General features: G+C 42.3%; 13 protein-coding genes. 1 reads left to right on the top strand and 12 read right to left on the bottom strand.

Annotation, left to right across the window (positions count from 1 at the left end):
• Positions 1-31 precede the first annotated feature (31 nt).
• From BACPLE_RS17860 to ruvA, 8 genes are all read right to left on the bottom strand, one after another.
• On the bottom strand, positions 32-2,224 hold the full coding sequence (locus BACPLE_RS17860) for an alpha-galactosidase (RefSeq protein WP_007564564.1): 2,193 nt from the start codon (positions 2,222-2,224) through the stop codon (positions 32-34).
• A gap of 23 nt (positions 2,225-2,247) precedes the next feature.
• Positions 2,248-4,119, bottom strand: a complete 1,872-nt coding sequence (locus BACPLE_RS17855; RefSeq protein ID WP_040313453.1) for a GH32 C-terminal domain-containing protein — start codon at positions 4,117-4,119, stop codon at positions 2,248-2,250.
• A gap of 127 nt (positions 4,120-4,246) precedes the next feature.
• Positions 4,247-6,595 carry a TonB-dependent receptor gene (locus tag BACPLE_RS17850; RefSeq protein ID WP_007564559.1) on the bottom strand — a complete coding sequence of 783 codons (2,349 nt, stop codon included), beginning with the start codon at positions 6,593-6,595 and terminating at the stop codon, positions 4,247-4,249.
• Positions 6,596-6,761: 166 nt separating this feature from the next.
• The gene (locus BACPLE_RS17845; protein WP_007564558.1) at positions 6,762-8,567 is read right to left on the bottom strand and encodes a DUF4980 domain-containing protein; all 1,806 of its coding nucleotides are present in this window, start codon (positions 8,565-8,567) and stop codon (positions 6,762-6,764) included.
• An 85-nt stretch (positions 8,568-8,652) separates the two neighbouring features.
• On the bottom strand, positions 8,653-10,392 hold the full coding sequence (locus tag BACPLE_RS17840; protein ID WP_081458147.1) for a RagB/SusD family nutrient uptake outer membrane protein: 1,740 nt from the start codon (positions 10,390-10,392) through the stop codon (positions 8,653-8,655).
• 16 nt (positions 10,393-10,408) lie between these two features.
• Positions 10,409-13,531, bottom strand: coding sequence for a SusC/RagA family TonB-linked outer membrane protein (locus BACPLE_RS17835; RefSeq protein ID WP_007564554.1), 3,123 nt, complete (start codon positions 13,529-13,531; stop codon positions 10,409-10,411).
• A gap of 194 nt (positions 13,532-13,725) precedes the next feature.
• A complete protein-coding gene (gene lgt, locus BACPLE_RS17830; RefSeq protein WP_007564552.1) occupies positions 13,726-14,553 on the bottom strand; it encodes a prolipoprotein diacylglyceryl transferase in 828 nt (275 codons plus the stop codon).
• 229 nt (positions 14,554-14,782) lie between these two features.
• The gene (gene ruvA, locus BACPLE_RS17825) at positions 14,783-15,379 is read right to left on the bottom strand and encodes a Holliday junction branch migration protein RuvA (protein ID WP_007564550.1); all 597 of its coding nucleotides are present in this window, start codon (positions 15,377-15,379) and stop codon (positions 14,783-14,785) included.
• Between the two features lie 171 nt (positions 15,380-15,550).
• On the opposite strand from ruvA, the gene BACPLE_RS17820 reads away from it, so the two are divergent.
• Entirely contained in the window at positions 15,551-16,450 is a 900-nt protein-coding gene (locus tag BACPLE_RS17820) for a diaminopimelate dehydrogenase (protein WP_007564548.1), read from the top strand.
• A gap of 68 nt (positions 16,451-16,518) precedes the next feature.
• Here the strand turns inward: BACPLE_RS17820 and BACPLE_RS17815 are convergent, their stop codons facing one another.
• The 4 genes from BACPLE_RS17815 to BACPLE_RS17800 form a co-directional block, all read right to left on the bottom strand.
• The gene (locus BACPLE_RS17815) at positions 16,519-17,364 is read right to left on the bottom strand and encodes an SDR family oxidoreductase (RefSeq protein ID WP_007564546.1); all 846 of its coding nucleotides are present in this window, start codon (positions 17,362-17,364) and stop codon (positions 16,519-16,521) included.
• Position 17,365: 1 nt separating this feature from the next.
• Positions 17,366-18,589 carry an NADH:flavin oxidoreductase gene (locus BACPLE_RS17810; protein ID WP_040313451.1) on the bottom strand — a complete coding sequence of 408 codons (1,224 nt, stop codon included), beginning with the start codon at positions 18,587-18,589 and terminating at the stop codon, positions 17,366-17,368.
• A 14-nt stretch (positions 18,590-18,603) separates the two neighbouring features.
• Positions 18,604-19,371: a DUF1295 domain-containing protein gene (locus BACPLE_RS17805; protein WP_040313449.1), complete on the bottom strand. Its 768-nt coding sequence runs from the start codon at positions 19,369-19,371 to the stop codon at positions 18,604-18,606.
• A gap of 285 nt (positions 19,372-19,656) precedes the next feature.
• Positions 19,657-21,012 carry a right-handed parallel beta-helix repeat-containing protein gene (locus BACPLE_RS17800; RefSeq protein ID WP_007564541.1) on the bottom strand — a complete coding sequence of 452 codons (1,356 nt, stop codon included), beginning with the start codon at positions 21,010-21,012 and terminating at the stop codon, positions 19,657-19,659.
• Positions 21,013-21,089: the final 77 nt, after the last annotated feature.

The raw sequence follows: 21,089 nt of genomic DNA, 5'->3' as shown, positions 1-21,089 counted from the left end.
CAGCTTCATCTCTTGTTGAGAATCGTCTTTCTTATTCAGCAGTAAGTTCTATCACATGGCTCTGAGTAGGACGGAATCCAAAGACATCCAATCCGACTTTCATCAGATAATCACCAGAGAATAATTCTCCATCGGCCTCCAGCGTAGATTCTGTTCCCGGCATCAGGTTGATTTCTTTCACACGATACATTTTGTTCGGATCCAGTCCTTTTACCTTCAACGGAATCAGCTTTTCCTGGAAGCGAGGATAGATATCGTAAGCGAATATCACGCCCTTTGAAGCATCCTGACTAACATAGTTCACTGCCATGTGGTTAGATTCATACGGAGATACCAGACGGTACTGTACCCCATCCAGAATCACCGGCTGCAAACGTTTCCAGTTGGCTACCGCAAGCTGGCAATATTCCAATTCTTCTGCAGCCATTTCTTTCAAGCCGATATCAAATCCCAGCTTACACATGGATGCCATGTCGGTACGGAACTTGATAGAAGTATTCTTATTCCAGCTTGTCACGTGTGCACACATGGCCTTGGCCGGGAAGAACTGAGAAAAGCCCCACTGGATATAAGCTCTTTCCACCGGATCCGTGTTGTCACTGCACCAGAATTCCGTGAAATATTTCAAGGCTTCATAGTCACAACGTGCGCCACCACCAGAGCAAAGCATCATCGGTACATCCGGATAGTTCTCTTTTACTCGTTTCATGACATTGTACACGCCACGTACATGGTCTATATACAAGCGTCCCTGTGCACCTTTCAGATAAGAAGAATAGATATTGGTAATCGGGCTGTTGCAATCCCATTTGAAATAAGCGATACCCGGATTTTCCTTCAACAACTTATCCACAATGCCATACACATAATCCTGCACCTTCGGGTTACTCAAATCGAGTACCAGCTGGTTACGATAGTAATAGGTTTCACGGTTCGGGTAATGGATTGCCCAGTCAGGATGCTTTTCAAACAATTCACTCTTCGGATTCACCATTTCCGGTTCAATCCAGAGACCGAACTTCACTCCTTCTTTTTCAGCCGCCTGAACCAGCGCATTGATTCCATCAGGAAGTTTGTCGGCCGTTACATCCCAGTCGCCCAGTCCAGCTGTATCGCTGCTGCGTTTGTATTTGTTGCCAAACCATCCGTCATCCAGCAAGAACATGTCTACACCGAGTTCTTTCGTTTCCTTAATCAGATCGACAAGAATATTCTGATTAAAGTCGAATCCAGTATTCTCCCAGTTATTCAACAACGTCAGACGAGAACCTTTTCCATCTTTCAACTGATAATTCCGTGCCCAGTTCTGAAAGCGGCGGCTACCTTCGCCCGTACCCTTATTACTCAAAGTGAAAATAAATTCAGGAGTAGTGAACACTTCGCCTTTCTGAAGCTCATACACCGAAGCATAAGGATTAATAGCAGGAATCACACGCAGATTACCCACATTGTCCACTTCGAAAGTAAAGCTGAAGTTACCTGTCCATCCCAATGTACCCATCAGGACTTCCCCCTGATTTTCTGCAGCAGGAGCATCCAGACCGACCATGAAAAAAGGTTGTGCATGCATGGCAGCACGACTTCCCAGCTTGGTATCTACCACTTTCTTACCGAACTCCAGCTTCTGTGTACTCATCTGCACTTCCTTCGCCCAGTCGCCACTGAATTCAGTCAAATAGTAAGCCGGACGATTGAAATACAACATCGTAGAAGCATAACGGAATAACTGTACAGGCTTTTTCTCCTGGTGTGAGATTTCACTCCAAGTCTTGATTACGTCCTCCTTTTCGTAAGCCACGTAATGCAAGGTTACATTCACCGGATATTTGTCATCACGCAAATGAATATCTGTCTGTGTTCCTCCTTCCACAGCTTTTGTAGAAGAAAACACGTAATAAAGCCAGGTAGAAGCATTACCGTCGGCATGAGTCACTCCCAAAGCCGGTTCAAAGAAATCCTCGTTACCTGAACCTGAACAGACTTCCCATCCGCGTGGAGAGACACTGGCATCTGATGCCGGATGTATCTGCCAGTCCAGTTTCTTCAAATCCGATTCATGCAACAGTTTTTCGCCCAAGTAAGTCTGATAGAGACGTCCGTTTTCAGCTACCTGAAGCACCAGGTCTGTATTATCCGTTGAAATCCGGATAACCTTTTCTTCCGCTGCCTCCGCGCACTGAAAACCCCAAAACAAGCCTAAAGCCGTAATAAAAAAGTTTTTCATGGTCTGTCTGGTTTTTTAATAAATTACAACCCCAATTTATGTATCTTCATATTCTCTACCTTATAATCACCACCTTCACTGTAAAGACGAATAGAGTTATAAGGTTTGGTAGGGAATACTAAGTTGGTCATGGCAATACGACCTCCATTGGCAAAGATTTCTACAGAGCACTTGTCTACAAAAATCTGCAAATGATAAGTTTTTCCTTCACACAATGAAAGAGGAGCCCATGTGCCTAATGCAAAATCATTCTTATAGTTGATAGAAGTCGTTTTACGACGGTCATGATTTTCGATGGCATGAGGTTCTGCTTTTTCACCAAAGGCAACCAACCCACTTTCTGTACGATCCATCACCAGTTTACCGGCTTTCATATCCAGGTAAATCTTGGTCTTTTCACCCTTGTCATTCAACAGTTCCATTCCAGCCACAGCAGATGCACCCGGAGTTACATCCATTTCAATTTCAAAAGCACCCTCATTCTGCGGGAAGATTTCGTCAATCTTGCTTTCACCTTTCACAGTCTGATTGTCAATGGTACGTGTTTCTTTACGCAAGCCTGCTGTTTCCTTTACAGCATTGGCTGCCATGTAAATCTGACCATCTTTTGTGTACAATGACAATTCACGCGGCAAGGCATTTGCTCCACGATACTGACGGATAGGAGTTACATTTGCATATTGCCAGTTGCTCATCCAAGGCACTGCAACCACGCGGTCTCCAGTATTTGAGAAACAAACAGTAGCATAGTGGTCTTTACCAAAATCCAACCATTTAGTTACTTCCGGTTTCGTGTCACATTTGAATTCTTTTCCATCAAAATCACCTACGAAATATTCTGTAGCACTACCACCGAACATACAACCCGGGTTGATATTTACAATCATCACCCATTTCATATTGTTCTTGTCACCATCAACCGGCAACTGGATAAAGTCAGGACACTCAAACTGATTAGGCTGTACACCATAACCTTTACCAAATCCGCTCTGATATTCCCAGTCCTTCAAGTTAGAAGAAGAGTAGAAACGCATTTCCTTGTCCGCAGAAACAATCATATACCATTTCTGAGCTGGTTCATACCAGAACACTTTCGGATCGCGGAAATCTTTCAGTCCGTCAAACGGAGTCAAAATCGGATTTTTCTCGTATTTTGTATAAGTACGTCCATTGTCTTTGCTATAAGCCATACACTGAATCTGTCCGTGTTCATCGCTGGCAGATGTGTAGAAAGCGATAATGGCATCTTTTCCGTAGCCTGCGCTATTGTTTTTGTCTACCACTGTACTTCCTGAGAAAATGTGACCCAATGTGTCACGTGCGATAGCAGGATTCAAATGGTCCCAATGAATCAAGTCCTTACTAACTGAATGTCCCCAGTGCATATTTCCCCACTTGGAACCGTAAGGATTATACTGAAAATACAAATGATACTCTCCATCTTTATATACCAGTCCGTTAGCATCGTTCATCCAGCCATAAAGCGGTGTGTGGTGATATACCGGACGATAATAGTCCGTATTTGCCGTATTAAAAGTATCCGACAACTGAATATGCTCCCAGCATACAGCGTTTGCAGCCACCTTTCCAATGGTAACAGTGGCTTCCTTAGCTCCTTGAGGCAATTCAAACGGTACGTAATACTCTACGCTGTCTACTGCCAGACGTACATCCATCGGCATATCAGCCGGACTTCCGGTTACTAATTTCACCTTTCCCTCATTAGATGATTCCTGGATAGGAAGCAAAAGATATTTAGAAGGATTCTTTATGTGTACGACAGTCAAAGTGTCTCCCTGATGCTCAAATACTAAGTTATTTTTTTGTGATTGGCATGCCCACATACCAGTCAAGAAAAACGCTCCTAATGCGAGGTTAACAAAATTCTTTTTCATGATACGTTGTTTTATGGGATTAAAAATACAAATTATTCTTTTAAAAATACCTATTGAAAACTTTTTATAACCGGCACAACCCATTGATTCGTTGTGCCGGAAATTTATCGGAATAGAAAAATGAATGTCAGAATTTAAGCTGTGCAGAGAATTCTACTGTGAACGGACGGATGTAGCTTCCTGCCATTACTGTATTGGCATATTTTCCAGCTTCTTCCTTCGTTACGAGTTCTGCACCTGCGATACTTCCCTTTGCACCAGTCTGGTTCAGGAAGTTAACAACTGAACAGCCTAATGACAGCTTCTTGTTTACCTGCCAGTTCAAACCACCGAAGGTTTCCCAACGGCCATTGAAATAATAGGCATCATTGATATTAGCGTATGTCTTGCTAAAGTAACGGAAGCTGGTCCAGATTTTCAAATCTTTTGTAATCATATAGCTCGGGTCGATTTCCACGATTACCTGCGGGATTTCTGCTACGATGTTACCAGTGGCATTGATCTGACCTACATAACCGTCTGAGAACTTCACAGAAGTTTCATATTTCTTGTAAGTCGGCTTCTGGTAAGTGAAGAGGAAGTGCAAATCAAAACCTTTAAACGGACGAGCTACCACGTCGGTTGTCCAACCCAATGTCTTGATGTCATAGTTCAACGGAGCAGCCAAGATTTCGTTTACTCCATTTACGCTATGCTGCAAGTTCAATGTAGAGTTGTTGTTGGTCTTTGAGATATAAGAGAACAATGAAGTCAAGCTCAACCATTCGTTGTTATAGTAGATACCGGCACGTCCCAGAGGTACTGAAATCTTATCGGTATTCGGCAATACAGCCGGAGCAAAGTTCTCAATTCTTGGATGCTGGGTAATGTAAGTAAAGTCTCCAGTAAATCCGAACTGTTTGGTCAACTTATAAGTAGCGGCTGCACTCAGTGCGTAATTAAACCAGTCATACTCCATCGGAGTCGGTTCAATCTTTGTTCCATTAGGTGCAGTAGCTCCCAGATAATAATCAGCAAAACGTCCTACAAAATTGCCATCAGCATCTTTAACCGCTGCATTGTTTCCACGAAGAGCCTGGTATTCCAGACGAGCACCGTAGTAAAGGTTAAATTTGTCGGTTACATCCCAGTCGTGAGTGAAATATACAGCCAATTTGTTTTCATGACCTTTATAATATTCTGATGCATTCTTGTTGAAGTCATAGTAATATCCATTACCTCCATAAGTACGTCCACTTCCCGCTACATTATAATCAGGATTATAAAGACGAACCGGATAGCTTCCGTCAGTCGGTACAGACTGGTCATACATCGTAGTATTTGATGCATAATCAATATCATAGTACCATTCGTTCAATCCCAAACGCCATGTACCGTTAGACAATTTACGAGACAACTCAGTAGTAAACATTACTTCATCAATGAAACCACGGTTCAAGCAAGACATACGGCTCTGTACATATTCGCCATCGTATGCTCTCATGCTACCGTCTTCTGCTTCATATTGATAATTAATAGCACTGTTTGCACGCTGTGAAAGTTCCATCGGAGTCTGGTACACACAAGAACCGGTCGCATGGTCGTATTTCATGATTACTTTCCAAGACAAACCGTTATCCCAGTTGTAATTGTTCATTAAGGTAAACTCACTACCCTTATTCTGTACGGCATCATACAAGCTTGTTTTCTTCAACTCCCCTGTACGCATGTCGCGATACACCATTTCATTGTCAACCGGAAGATAAGAAGTCGTACCCAAAGCAAAAGCACCCAACTCTCTTACGCTACCATCACCTACGTAAATAAACGGAGCCGACTGAGTGGCATACATATATACCGGATGACTGTTGCTGTAATGATACATAGCCGTAAACTCACCCCGGTTATTGTTATAGCGTTTTGTCAAGGCAAACTTATAAATCTGTGTACGATCCTGGAAAGGAGTAGATTTGATTTTGAATGTTCCCGGGTCAAAATCCTGATAGATGCTTCCACTATAGAACCAATCGTTAGCAATTTCTCCGTTCAGATTCAGAGAGAACTCCTGCATGCCGAAATGATTGGACTTATAATTCAATGTTCCATGAAAACCTTTTTCACCAAGCTGAGTGAAAGAATTGACTGCATATCCGATATTACCTGTCGTAATGGCAGTTTCTGAAATTTTCAACAATCCTACATGGTTCAAGCTGGCATCTGCACGCCACAAAGAGTTTACACTGTGCGGATTGGTAGCATACGTTACCGGAATTCCATTTTCAAGCACATTCACATCCGCAGAAGGAAGACCAATCTGAATTTCACGAGGTCCGTTTGCGCTGGCAGCATTCAACATGACATTACGGTTACCTTCTTCTTTAGAACTACCGTCATTTGATGATTTGTTTTCTTGTGCATATCCATTTACACAAGCCAAGGCGAGCAGCAATACCGCAGCTCCCATACGATTTGAAAACTGTTTTTTTTCGGCCTTCATAGCATTATTAAAATTAGTATGTTAGCATGAAATTTTTTATTTGTTCACCGCAAAAGTAAGTGATTGCCAGCTACAAGGCCATAACGAATGTTGCATCCTATGACAATATTGTTTCATGCAACAATATTACTACAGGACGCAACATTTTTACTAGTGAGGAAGTCGGTTACTGCAATTTATACACATTCAATGCTTTCACAGCATACCCGTTCTTATCCGCTTCAAAGCACATTTTCACATAAGGCTGTGAAGGGAAGACCAAATTTGTCATCACAAATTTTCCATCCTCACCAAAAGCTTCAATACTTGACCGATCGACAAACAAACGTAAAGTCAACTCTTTGTCAACATTCACCGGAGCGACCGTAACCGCAGGGAAGTCCTTGCTAAAATCAACTGTTCCGCTCTCACTACGATCCATCACAAATTGTTTACGATTCAAGTCATAATACATAGAGACTTTCTCTCCTTTATCATTCAACAGGCAAAAAGCAATCTTTGATGCGCCTGCATTCTGAATGACTATTTCTACTTCATAGGCTCCTTGATTATCTTCGAACAAATTTACTATTTCATGCTTCTCGGAAACCTTAAATGAAGGTATTGAAACTTTCTTTCCACGTGCTTTTTTCACTTCCACTGAAGGAGTACTTTTTAAATACAACTCCTGTCCCTCGCGATAAAGCGTTAAATCACGAGCAAGAGTATTGGCACTACGATACTGGCGGGTAGGAACATTATTGGCATACTGCCAGTTACTCATCCATCCTAATGCAATGCAACGTCCGTCAGGTGCATTGTTCCATGTTACAGTAGCGTAGTTATCCTTTCCCCAGTCCATCCACTTTGTCTGAGTAGGCGATTCGTTCACAAACTTCTTACCATCAAATGAACCTACGAAATACTGAGCGGCACTACCTCCAAAAGGACCTCCAGGATTCAGGTTGCATATTAGTACCCATTTTTTCTCGCGAGTGCCCTCTACAGGAATTTCCACCAAATCCGGACATTCCCATACGCCACCGTGAGCCCCCTGCATAGCACCAAATTCACTTTCTTTCTTCCATTCCTTCAAGTTAACAGAAGAATAGATTTCCATGTGCTGGCCTACTGCAAGAATCATTACCCAGTGCTTTCCCGGTGCATACCAAAATACCTTGGGGTCACGAAAATCCTTTTCAGAAGAAGTCAGAATAGGATTTCCTTCATATTTCGTAAAAGTTTTTCCGTTATCCAGACTATAGGCCATGCTCTGCATCTGTATATCTCCCCATGGAGTAGATTTAGCAGAAGTATAGAATGCCACCACAGCTTCTTTACCAAAGCCTGCCGTATTTTCATGGTCTACCACACAGGAACCACTAAAAATAGCCCCCCATGCATCCGGTACGATGGCACACCCTTCAAATTTCCAATGCATCAAATCGGTACTGGTAGAATGTCCCCAATGCATATTGCCCCAAACAGACCCATACGGATTATACTGGAAATACAAATGATATAATCCATCTTTATAAAACATTCCGTTCGGATCGTTCATCCACCCGTATGCCGGAGTATGATGATAAACGGGACGAAAGCTTTCTTTGTTCGCCATATCAAATGAGCCCGACAGTTTCAATTCTTTCCAGCAAAGAGCCGTTTCAGGAACCCCTTGTATTTCTATTGAAATATGCTGCCCTTTATAAGCCGACAAAGCAAATGGGACGTATGAATCCACTCTCTCGCGAGCCAAACGGACATTCATAAGAGTACCCTTCTGTTCATTATCTTTTACAATACAAATTTTACCTTCCGGTGCATCATCTTGTATGGGAAGAAGCAAATAATCTTCGGTGACATCCAAAGAAACAATATTTTGTTCACACACCAAATGCCGAATTGTCCATGAAGAATCAGCCTGTACCACTGATGTCATTCCTAAAAAAAGTCCCAACAGGGTTACTTTTATTGTATATGCATACTTTCTCATAAAATTATGTTTTTAATATATATCGCTATGTTATTTCCTTTTTCTTCCTTGTTGACATAAGGAAGAAAAAGGAAAATCTATCTTATTATTCATATCCTTTATTCTGAGTGTACAACCCAGGAATATAATACATCTGGTTATAAGGTATCGGGAAGAACTCATTCTTACCCGCAGTAAAATGAGCATCCTTATAATATTGTCCATAAGTCTGTCCTTCGTAAACGTCATTCTGCTCAGTCAGGAAATAAGCATTCAATGTTTCCGACGCAATTCCCCAACGGCGCAAATCAAAGAAACGTCCATTCTCCATTGCCATTTCCAAACGACGTTCCCAGCGCAAACATTTACGTGCCACTTCCTTAGATGTAAAATAATTATCAGGATACTGGGCTATCTCACACTGATCTTTTGCATAACCAATGTGTTTGTTGACCGATAAAGCAGCACGACCACGAATGTCATTTACAATCTTCTCAGCCTCATCTAATCTGTTCAGTTCAATCAAAGCTTCTGCACGCATCAACATCACATCTGTATAACGGAATACATAATCATTCATTGCGAATGCCTGCCATGAACCATTATAGGTTTCCCCTTCAGAACGCTGAGGAACTTCTTTCAACGAAGTATAGTATCCATACGTATTCGGTGTACGTGAATTGGCAGTAGTCATCGTATATTCAGCCTCATACTTGTAAGGGAAAGTGGGCATACCTACGGTATGGAACAAACGCGGGTCCCACTTTTGGTTGTCAGGTCGTCCATTAATCGGATAATCAATCTCGTTGTTATAATCATCAAACATCGGAAGGCCGTTCCTGGTCTTGAAGGCGTTCACCAGATTCTGAGAAGGTTTGTGGAAATCCCATCCGCAAGACCACATCTGCCAGCAACCATTCAGCATGTTCGACCAGTTAGCACGTCCATAGGTCGTATTATCATCTTCATAATCAGAACACTGAACTGCAAAAATTGATTCCTTACTATTTTTATAAGCAGGCAAGAAGATATCGCCATAATCTTCCAGATATCCGTAATCAGAAGCTACCACATCATCTGTATAAGTTATTACTTTCTGCATGTATTCAGAATTGATATGGCCTTCACCGGTAGTTGCTTCATATCCGTCTCCCCACGCCAAAGTCAGATAACATTTAGCCAAATAAGCTGCAGCCGCAATTTTATTAGCCCGGCCGTCCTCCCCCGGTTCTTTTACAGGTAACACATCATAAGCCGCCTTGAAATCATCGATTACTTTCTGAAACAATTGTTCGTAAGTCAACGCTGTATTACTAACTTGTTCATATGAATTATCCTCTACTACTTGTTCATCAATCCAAGGAACCTGACGGAACACAGTCAGAAGTTTAAAATAGAAATGTCCACGCAAGAAACGCACTTCGGCAACACGCTGTTCTTTCACATCTTCTCCCAAACTATCTCCATTCCGTTCCAACGAAATCAACGCACGATTACAACGAGAAACAGCAGCATACAAACGGTACCAAAGCTCATCCATTTCACCCGGAGTAGTAGCGGTCAATGTAGTCCAAATATCAAAAGCATGATAGCCTGTATCTGTTGTTCCAGAACCACCCTTCAGGCAATCATCAGAACTTACGTCACCATAAGGGAACAGGTTAAACGGATAAGTGTACCAGCAATCTCCCAACATGGCATAAGCCGAATTTACCATTTTCTCCGGTTCTGAGAATGCCTGTTCCTCATCCACCACTGCAGTCGGAGTATAGTCTAAAAAGTCTTCACAACTTGTCAATGACAAACCTAATGCACAAGCTGCCAGAAATATATATTTTTTCATCATATCCATTATTTTAAAATTAAAAACCAATTTGTAAACCAAATGAAACAGAAGTAACAAGCGGATAATTCCAGTTCGGATTTTCCGGATCAGGACAAGTCAAGCTCTTACTCTTGATAGTCAGCAGATTTTGACCTGACAAGTAAATTCGGGCACTGGTCATCTTGAACTTCGATAAGAAAGAAGTAGGAACCGTATATCCCACCTGAAGATTACGTAATTTCAAATAAGATCCGTTTTCTACATAATAGCTGGAAGCTCTACCCTCGTCGGCCGTATTATTGGTAGTCAGAGCCGGTATAGTAGAACCGGTATTATTGGTGTTCCAAGCTCCCAACAAACGAGATCCTTTGTTAGAACCTGCATCGGTAATACTCCAGAAATCAGTTTGTGCCTTTTGGTTATTGTATACATCCTGATCGTATACCCCCTGCCAGAACATACTCAAATCAAAGTTCTTATAGTTCAATGCAATATTCAAGCCATAAGAGAAAGCCGGAACCGGATTATAAATCCAGTCCTGATCATCAGAAGTTATGATGCCATTTCCATCCAAATCCGCATATTTCAAACCGCCCACACGAGCATTTGCCTGTCCGGAAGCATCTACTTCAGCCTGGTTCTGGAAAATACCTTCTACCACATATCCTACAGAAGAACCATAAGGCATACCAGACTCTACCAGATTTTCTTTAGACGTATGTGCGTATGAACCCGTAGTGGTAGCCGGCAGATAAGTCACTTTATTTCGGAAAAAGTCTACATTAGCATTGATATCCAAGCCTAAGCCACAGGCCAACGACTTCCGATATCCTAAACTGAACTCCATACCCCAGTTCCGCAAAGAAGGTCCATTCAGCCAAGACGCACCACCTTCACCGATTGCTCCTAAATAAGCAGGATTAATCAACATGTCATCTACATCCTTAATATACCCATCAATAGTTCCATACAAACTGTTGTTCAGGAATGCAAAATCTGTACCTATATTATATTGTGTAGCCGATTCCCATTTCAAATCCGGATTGGCAAGCTGAGTAGCACGATACCCTGAAGGGAAGGTACCAGAACCTTGAAGATATAAATCATATGCAGTTGAAGTCACCCGATCCAATCCATAATCTACTACGTACAAACCAAACTGTGCATTATTATCAATAGCCTGGTTACCAGTCTGTCCCCAAGATAATCTGACTTTCCAATCATCCATCCAGTTTGCTTTCAGCAGTTTTGACAAACGCAAACCTAATGTAGCTGCCGGGAATGTACCCCAACGATTGCCTTTACCAAAACGAGAAGAACCATCTCGACGAATTGTAAATGAAGCCAAGATAAAATCATCATAGTTGTAATCTACTTTTCCGAAGAAAGAAGCTAGTCTATATCCGACCTTAGCACCTGTATTCTTCATCACACCTGTAGCAGCATTAGGCCACATATAATCTACATCCTCCAACGCATAGCCTTCTGAATAAGCAGAAAAATCAATAGAACTTTGCTTGGACAATTCAGCTCCCAACAACACATTGATATCGTGCTTGCTAGCTACATTAAAATTATAATTAATGGTATTTGACCATGTCCAGTTCACTTCATTCTTATTTGACAACGTGGTTTTAGCAATGTCATTGTTTACAATATCAGAATGATAGGTATGAGTCATTGCATTAATAAATGAATTATAGAAATCCAATCCGAAGTTAGAACGGAAAACAAAGCCCTTGAAAGGTTTTATATCTACATATCCATTTCCGAACAATCTCCAGTAGTTCAATGCATTGTCTTTATTTTGATACTGTTCACGCAAAGGATTCTGACGGTCACTCATACCTCCGACCGGACCAGAGAATGTAGTTCCGTCTTCTTCATAGACCGGTACAATAGGGGCCATCTTCAACGCATTTTCCATCGGTGCACAATCTACCTGACTGGTATAAGTTACCGTAAAGTTTTCTCCAACCGTAATGTATTTATTTACATTGTATGATGAATTCATACGGGCAGAAATATTTTCAAAATCCGTATATTTCAAAATACCATTATTCTTTTTATATCCCAATGAGAACATGGTAGAATGTTTATCATTGGCATGTGAAAGAGAAAGATCATAATTCTGAGAGAAACCTACTCTTGATATTTCATCCATCCAGTCAGTATCAGAGTAACGCATGGTTTTCTTACTGTTAATATATCCGTCATACAAACCATTGACCGTATAATTTACATACTGGCTAGTACTCGGGTTCCAGACAGTAATAGGAGTTCCCGACGCTGCATTCAAATTTAAGCCGTAGTTGCTTGCATACGAAACCGGATCCAGTCCATCATTTAATGCGGCCTGTGCCATTGCAGTAGCATATTCTGATGAATTACAAACATCCATCAATGACTGTGAAGTATAGAACTGGGCAGTCAGGTTGGCTGAGAAATCCACTTTCACTTTATCTGCTTTCTTACCTTTCTTCGTAGTAATGATAATAACACCATTTGAAGCCCGCGAACCGTAAATAGAAGCAGAAGCCGCATCTTTCAAGACTTGCATACTCTCAATATCATTTGTATTCAATGAGTTAAGAGACATATTAGTAGGTACCCCATCAATTACATAAAGCGGATCCTGAGAAGAGTTAAAAGAACCGATACCACGAATACGTACCGTAGCTGTACCACTTGGAGAACCGTTTCCTGTAATCGTCATACCTGCCACCTTTCCCTGCAAAGCACGCATGGGATCAGTATCAGAAGTTGTCTTTAGCGATTCTGTAGATACCACAGCCACAGATCCAGTCAAATCAGCCTTACGCTGAGTGGTATAACCCGTCACCACAACTTCCTGCAGCATTTCAGAGTCCTCTTCCAGAATAACCTTCAAAACTCCTTTAACTTTTAATGTTTGAGATTTAAAACCTACATAAGAAATGGTAATTTCAGCTCCTTGCTTTACTGATAAAGAGAATTTACCATCAAAATCGGTAATCGTACCGTTTGTAGTACCTTTTTCTAGTACAGTAGCCCCAATAATGGGTTCACCATCCGACTTGGAAATCACAGTCCCCTCAACCTGCAAACTTTGTGCTTGCAATACCATACACACCATAGTAAACAGGAGTGTAAAAAATAATGCTCTTTTGTCGCTTTTCATTTACGCATTAATTTAAGTTCAACACCAATTTTATTTCATACACCGTTCAAAACGGTATGGCAAATGTATGGTCCAGCAACTAAAAGGCATATAAAAAATGTTTCATCCTCGAATAATTATGTTGCATGTAACATAGTTATTCAAGGATGAAACATTCGTACAACAACTTGCTTCAAGCAAGAGAACTATCTTTATTAAAAGGCTTCTTTCCTTTTTCCGCTGGTCACAATCAGATATATACCTAACAATATCAACGGCACACTCAACCATTGTCCTATGTTCAACGTCATACCTACTTCTTCAGCTACCTGCGGATTCTTCATGAATTCCAATCCGAAACGGGCACCGAAAAAGATTAGCAAAGAAACACCTGTAGTCAATCCAATTCGTTTACCTAAATGAAGTTTGTGATACATAAACCACGATACAACCAGTGCCACCAGACAGTAAAGCATTTCATAAATCTGAGTAGGATGACAAGCCTGCGCCACTCCATTCTGATTATACAGTTCCTGCCATTCACGCGAGCGGACAAACTCAAATCCCCATGGTAAGGTCGTGGGATAGCCGAAAATCTCGGAGTTCATCAAGTTACCGAAACGGATACACATACAAACCACCGCTACGGCTGGTATCATACGGTCGAACAACCACCATACGCTTTTTTTCGTCACTGTCTTGGAATACCAGATTAAAGCCAGTATCAAGGCAAATACACCTCCGTGACTAGCCAGTCCGCCTTTCCAGATTTTCAGGATTTCTGCCGGATGCGCTCCATAATAATCCCATTCATAGAACAAGCAGTGCCCCAGACGAGCTCCAATCACACTGCTGACAATACAATATACAAACAGTTTGTCGGCCCAGTTTTCCGGATACCCTTCCTTCTTAAACAAACGGGAAACCATTTCGTAAGCCAGAATAAATCCCAGCCCCCACATCAGCCCATACCAACGGATTTCGAGCGAACCCAAATGAACCAGCACCGGATCCACATCCCATACAATGCTCGCAAATGTCATGCTACTTAATTTTTAATCAATAAACTTCACAAAGGAACAAAAAAAATGTATTGCTTCAAAACAGAAGAAACACTCTTTGAGGGTGTATTACCCCTTTCACGCGAAGACCAGCCCCACCGCTCAGTACTCCCTAAGCAGTACTTCAGTACTTCCGTGAGAAAACTCCAGTACTGCCGGGAAAGTACTACAATACTGCCAAGGAAGTACTGAGAAACGATAAAATACTGATTTAAAGTCGCTTTAAAGCAAGCTTGATTACTTTTTCCACAGGCGCATCCGGTTCCTCCTTGAGAATCTGCGCGGTCACCTTTTGAGAAGGAGCCTGTGCAAATCCCAACATGGTCAATGCAGCCACTGCCTCTTCATATATTTCCGTATTGGCAGCTACAGCCACCGATTTGACGGTTGCCGCACTCTCTATACCTGTCACTGCAATCTTATCTTTCAGCTCCACAATGATGCGCTGGGCCGTTTTCAAGCCAATTCCCTTCACGGTCTTCAGCAGCTTGTCGTTTCCACTGCCAATCACGTTACACAATTCCGAAGGAGAAAGTGCCGACAAAATCATACGTGCCGTATTTCCTCCAATGCCCGATACACTGATAAGCAACAAAAACAATTCCCTCTCCTGACGGGTGGCAAATCCATATAACACATACGCATCTTCACGGATGGCCTCATATATATAGAGTTTGACCTCCTTTTTTCCCTGTACGGCAGAGTAAGTGTTCAGCGACACATTAATTCCATATCCTAATCCATTACACTCTACAACCACCCACGCCGGAGTAGCATCCACAAGTTCTCCTTTGATATATTCAATCATGTTTTTCTAACAATTTATAAAACGGAGAACAAAAATAACGATAAGAAAGTTATAAATTGTAAGTTCAGCCAGATTTTTTTGGAATTCGTGGCTTTATTGCTTGTTTGGAATGATTCTAATTCTGTATTTTTGCGCCAACTAAAACGAAACAACTTAAAACAAATAAGAAATATGAAAAAGATTAGAGCAGCCGTAGTAGGTTACGGAAACATCGGAAAATTCACACTGGAAGCTCTTGAAGCAGCTCCTGATTTTGAAGTAGCAGGTATCGTACGCCGTAATGGAGCAGAAAACAAACCTGCAGAACTGGCCGATTATCCTGTAGTAAAAGATATTCGCGAACTGAAAGATGTGGATGTAGCTATTCTGGCAACTCCGACCCGCAGCGTAGAACAATATGCAAAAGAAATCCTTGCATTAGGAATCAACACGGTAGACAGCTTCGACATCCACACTCAGATTACCAGCCTGCGCCGTTCTTTGGGTGAAACAGCAAAAGCTCACAACGCAGTAGCTATCATTTCTGCCGGATGGGATCCGGGAAGCGACTCTGTAGTACGTGCGTTGCTGGAAGCCATCGCTCCGAAAGGAATCACTTACACTAACTTCGGTCCGGGCCGCAGCATGGGACACTCTGTAGCCGTTCGCGCCATTGCCGGAGTAAAAGATGCGTTGTCTATGACTATCCCGGTAGGAACAGGTATTCACCGCCGTATGGTATATGTAGAACTGGAAGAAGGTGCAGATTTCAAGACAGTAGAAGCAGCTATCAAAGCTGACCCCTATTTTGTAAACGATGAAACACATGTTATCCAGGTTCCTTGCGTAGACGACCTGAACGATGTAGGTCACGGTGTAAACCTGGTTCGTAAAGGTGTATCAGGTAAGACTCACAACCAGCTCTTCGAATTTGACATGAAGATCAACAACCCGGCTCTGACAGCTCAGGTACTGGTTTGTGTAGCTCGTGCTTCTATGAAGCAGCAACCGGGATGCTACACCATGATTGAAGTTCCGGTTATCGACCTGTTAGCAGGCGACCGTGAAGAACTGATTGCTCATTTGGTATAATACATAATCTTTAACGCTACGGGCCGACTTGTCACACAGATAAGCCGGCCCGTTTTCATTTATACATCTTATAACCACTTCTTCACAATCTCTTCCGTACGCTCCCACAACTCCTGCTGTTGCACATGAGGAAGATACTTCCCGGATAACTTTACAGCACGTCCGCTTACATTCAATGTACCGGTACGCTTGCCTGCCTCTTCATCCAGCAACAAGCCGATTGCCGTAGCTGCCCCTTGACGAGGTGTCCGGATAAACGGCCGGAAGAAAATATCCGTCAAAGGGTCAAACCACATGTGCATGGTAATAATATCCGTCGATACAATGCCCGGATCAGCCGCATTCACCACAATACCTCTCTCCTTCACACGAGCTGCCAATTCAAGCGTAAAAAGCGTCAAAGCTAATTTCGTATTGCTATAAACCGGTATTCGCCAGAAACTCCCCTTCTTTCCGCGCAAGAAAAAATCCGGGAAATCCAGCCGTCCGATTGCATACGTACACGACACCATGTTGACCACTCTGCTTCCCTCTCCCATTAGTGGAAGTAACCTGCGTGTCAACAGATAAGGCCCCACATAATTCACACTCACCGTACGCTCCAATCCATCCTCCGTCAGTCTGCGACCAGTTTCCATCGTCCCGGCATTGTTCATCAGCAATGCCAGCCTCTCCCCACGGGCACAAAGTCGCTCCGCAAAGTCAGCCACAGAAACCAACGAAGCCAAATCAATATACATGACCTCCACCTCCGGATTCCCTGTCTCCTTCACCAGCCACTCTCTTTTAGCCTCAGCCTTTTCCCTGTTACAGCAGGCCATTATCACCCGATAACCAGCCAACGCCACCGCACGGGTAATCTCTGTTCCCATTCCTCCGTCGGCACCTGTAATCACTGCTAATTTACGCTCCATCTCATCCCTTGCTTTCAATTCGTTCGATTTCTTTCTTCAGACAAGGCGGCAGTTCTTCCTGCAGATGCTGATGACAAGCCATGTCCAACGTATACATACGGGCTATGCAATAATTACTGTGACGACAATTACACCGTGCGTTCTCTTCCCGTCGCATACGATTCACAAAATCGGGCTCATTCAGCAGCGCACGCCCCATCTGTACCGCTTCAAAACCATGATTCAATACCTCCTCTATTTTCTGACGCGACACCAGACCTCCCACATACACCAACGGTATATCCAGTGCCTCCCGAAACTTCAAGGCATCTTCCAGGAAATAAGCCTCACGGAAAGGCACAGAGGGTATCATGTATTTACCTACCAGTCGCACCCCATACTTCAACCACCAACAGGTCATGTAGTACGTCATGGTTCGGATAGGCATCTCGCCCCGCATCACATACATCGGTGCCTTGCTGACAAACCCGCCGCTCAACACCAGCGCATGCGCTCCCAATTCCTGCAGTTTCCGTGCCACTTGTAACGACTCGTCCAGTTCCATACCTCCCCGAAAACCGTCGCGCATATTCATTTTCACCAGTACAGCCATATCATTTCCCGCTGCTTTCATCACTTCCTCCATCACCATCTCCATGAAACGCATCCGATTCGCTAACGTCCCACCAAATTCATCCTTCCGGTGATTGGTAGAAGGGGAAAGAAACTGACTGATCAGGTATCCATGGCCGGCATGTATTTCCACCGCATCAAATCCTGCTTCACGCGCCAGACACACAGCCCGTCCGTAAGCCTTTGCCATTTCCGGCAATTCATCGACACGTAGTCCACGCACAAAAGTGGGTGAATACAAATTGAATCCGCTGCTTGCTCCTACCGGAAGGCATCCACAAATACTCTTATGCGACATATTGCCACAATGACCTAACTGAATGCTTGCTGCAGCCCCTTCGGCATGCACCGCATCCGTCAGCTCACGCAATCCCGATACAATCTCCGGCCTCATCCACAACTGCCGGTCGAATGAAAGCCCACTACGCGTTACGGCTGCATACGCCACCGTAGTCATCCCCACTCCACCAGCAGCCACCGAACGATGATAATCCAGCAATTGCGGTGAAGGCACATTTCCCGGACACATGCTTTCAAATGCGGCCGAACGAATACTACGGTTACGCAATGTCAGCGGCCCCAAAGTAACCGGAGTAAATAAAAGTGAATCCATCTTTCCTCCTTTTCCTAATATATATAAGGTATAATTCTTTTTCTGCTGCCTACTGCCTGCTTTCCGAACTCCTCACAATAGCGTTTGTAAATGGCATCGGCACGTGGCACCAGATTGGCTGCTGTCCACCACACAAACACCCAGGCCGCAGGTGAAGCCGTCAGCAAAGCGAATCCTGTCCATTCCACCAGTTCCCCGAAATAATTGGCTGAAGTCACATAGCGATAAAAACCTTTCTCCGGCAGGTAATGACGTGTATCGCCCGGCTTCCGTAAATTCCGGATTACATGGTCTGCATGCAGATTAATGGCCATTCCTATGAAAAATATCGCGGCTCCTACCCAAGGTAAAGGATTTGTCCAAAATGTGGCCGATTCGTACTTCCCCGGCAATGCACAACTGAAAAAGCTGGCAGCCAACAAGGTCGCATTGATTACATTGAAAAGTATTCCCATCGCCATGATAGCCAGCGGCATCCGGCTCTTCCCTTTCATCAGCAACGGAAAAACAAACGAACGTTGAAAATAATGCAGCATGAACAGTCCTACAAATACGGCCTGCGGAGTATACGCCTCTACTCCTGCCTTCCACGCCCAAAGCCCCATTACCACAAATGAAGGAGATTCCATCAGTACCCAACCTACTTTGTTCGGCACAGACCATCCCCACGAGCGGGTACGAAACATGCCGTACCCGGCCTTCACAAAATAAAGTGCTACAAAGACTATCACTGCCAAGAAGGACAGGACATATAGCATGATTTGATAAGTTTCGTAATTCATAGCGTGCGGTTTTGCCTTTGAAGATAAAGAATATATCGGTAAAAGGAAAAGGAATAAGAAAAACTTACCCCAAATAGCGGGATTTATGCTATTTGGGGTAAGATGCAATGCACTTTCAATCCTTATAGGAAAAAGATATTTGAGAGAATACATATTTGACTCTGTTTATGAGCATTACCATTATCAGAATGCAAATAACAAATTCAAATCTGTATCTTGCCAAAAATCATATTTCAAATATTTAGTCAATATTTTAATGTTCCGTTAAAAACAGGATACTATGATTTAAGGAAGGAATACTTTATTATTTCCTTCCCAAATATTTCTTCTAGAAACAAAATTAATAGTATCCTTCATTGAATTCTCTCCTTTACCCCAATATGTAATTTTATTATCATAAAAGAAAGTATTAGAAGGCTTACCTTCATCCCATGCCCATGAAGCAAACATACCTAAAGCATTACTATCTGATACAATAATCTCATTCTCATAAATATATGTGCTATCTATTGAGCCTGCAAAACTAAATATATGGCGTTGATCATTTATACTTTTATTATATCGAATAATGTTACGCGAAGAACGTCCTTTACTTCCTTGGGAACAAATTAAATGAAATCCTCCTGCATTATCATGACTATAATTATATTGCGATATACAATCAAAACATAACATATCAATATCAAAACCTTGTCCATCACCAGAAAAGCCTGTATGTGAAACCTCATTATATTGCATAATTACACTATCTGAATTGTGAGGCCATATACCAGCATTGGGATCCAAACCGCGCTGATTTGCCTTAAACACTCGATTTTTTTCTATCAACGCCCCATTTGTACATGACACAAGAATACCATCCCCCGCTATATTTTCAAGATAATTGTTACGTATTATTACTCCTCGAGAGGCTTTATAGGCACCACTACTACCATGATAATGTTCATCACTATTTGCAGGACCATAATCCATATCAAAACGCTTATGCCACTGACTCCAGATATTAATACCAGTTCTATCTATATTTACAATCTCACAATCCTCTATAAGTATATTCTCATAATTTGTCTGAATAGAATCCCCTGTTGCAATAACCATAATTCCATCACCATGAAAACGCCCTGTTTTAATACCTGCTACGTCATGAATTCGACAATTAGATAGTGTCACTCCTTTTCCTGTTCCATAATCATCCCACCGTACCAGAATTCCAAATCTCACATCATTCTGTCCGTCTTGAGGCATATTAGAAATATCTAGTCCTTCTATTTTCCAATAGTTCTGATTATATAATAACAAAGTTCCTCCTAATATTCCAGAGACTCCATTTCCTGCAATATATGGTTTACGCCCTTCTCCATAAGAACCTAGATAAATACAATTATTGATATCTCCAGAACCTTTAGGAGATAGTTGCCCAATCCAAATATCTCCAGAATGAAATAAAATGGAATCACCTGGAGAAAAAATCATCGAATTTACTTTTTCCAAAGTTTTCCATGCTTCTTGCTCAGATTTTCCGCTATTTAAATCTGAACCAGAGGAAGATACATAATAAGTAGTACCGAGTGTGATATATGAGTTATTCTCTTCACAAGAAGAAAAAATAACGCTTATTAAAAGACAAACAAGATATTTCATATAGTATATAAAAAAAGATTACACAAAAACATTATTATATTATTACGGGATAAGAACCATCATATCCTTATCCCGTA

This window comes from Phocaeicola plebeius DSM 17135 (assembly GCF_000187895.1).
Taxonomy (GTDB): Bacteria; Bacteroidota; Bacteroidia; order Bacteroidales; family Bacteroidaceae; genus Phocaeicola; species Phocaeicola plebeius.
This window is presented reverse-complemented; position numbering and strand designations above follow the sequence as displayed.

Bases quoted from the DNA above. Each gene is read 5' to 3' on its own strand.
- BACPLE_RS17800 (WP_007564541.1), bottom strand. From the start codon at position 21,012: ATGAAATATCTTGTTTGTCTTTTAATAAGCGTTATTTTTTCTTCTTGT.
- BACPLE_RS17855 (WP_040313453.1), bottom strand. From the start codon at position 4,119: ATGAAAAAGAATTTTGTTAACCTCGCATTAGGAGCGTTTTTCTTGACT.
- BACPLE_RS17835 (WP_007564554.1), bottom strand. From the start codon at position 13,531: ATGAAAAGCGACAAAAGAGCATTATTTTTTACACTCCTGTTTACTATG.
- BACPLE_RS17810 (WP_040313451.1), bottom strand. From the start codon at position 18,589: ATGGATTCACTTTTATTTACTCCGGTTACTTTGGGGCCGCTGACATTG.
- BACPLE_RS17805 (WP_040313449.1), bottom strand. From the start codon at position 19,371: ATGAATTACGAAACTTATCAAATCATGCTATATGTCCTGTCCTTCTTG.
- BACPLE_RS17840 (WP_081458147.1), bottom strand. From the start codon at position 10,392: ATGATGAAAAAATATATATTTCTGGCAGCTTGTGCATTAGGTTTGTCA.
- BACPLE_RS17845 (WP_007564558.1), bottom strand. From the start codon at position 8,567: ATGAGAAAGTATGCATATACAATAAAAGTAACCCTGTTGGGACTTTTT.
- BACPLE_RS17850 (WP_007564559.1), bottom strand. From the start codon at position 6,595: ATGAAGGCCGAAAAAAAACAGTTTTCAAATCGTATGGGAGCTGCGGTA.
- ruvA (WP_007564550.1), bottom strand. From the start codon at position 15,379: ATGATTGAATATATCAAAGGAGAACTTGTGGATGCTACTCCGGCGTGG.
- BACPLE_RS17815 (WP_007564546.1), bottom strand. From the start codon at position 17,364: ATGGAGCGTAAATTAGCAGTGATTACAGGTGCCGACGGAGGAATGGGA.
- lgt (WP_007564552.1), bottom strand. From the start codon at position 14,553: ATGACATTTGCGAGCATTGTATGGGATGTGGATCCGGTGCTGGTTCAT.
- BACPLE_RS17820 (WP_007564548.1), top strand. From the start codon at position 15,551: ATGAAAAAGATTAGAGCAGCCGTAGTAGGTTACGGAAACATCGGAAAA.
- BACPLE_RS17860 (WP_007564564.1), bottom strand. From the start codon at position 2,224: ATGAAAAACTTTTTTATTACGGCTTTAGGCTTGTTTTGGGGTTTTCAG.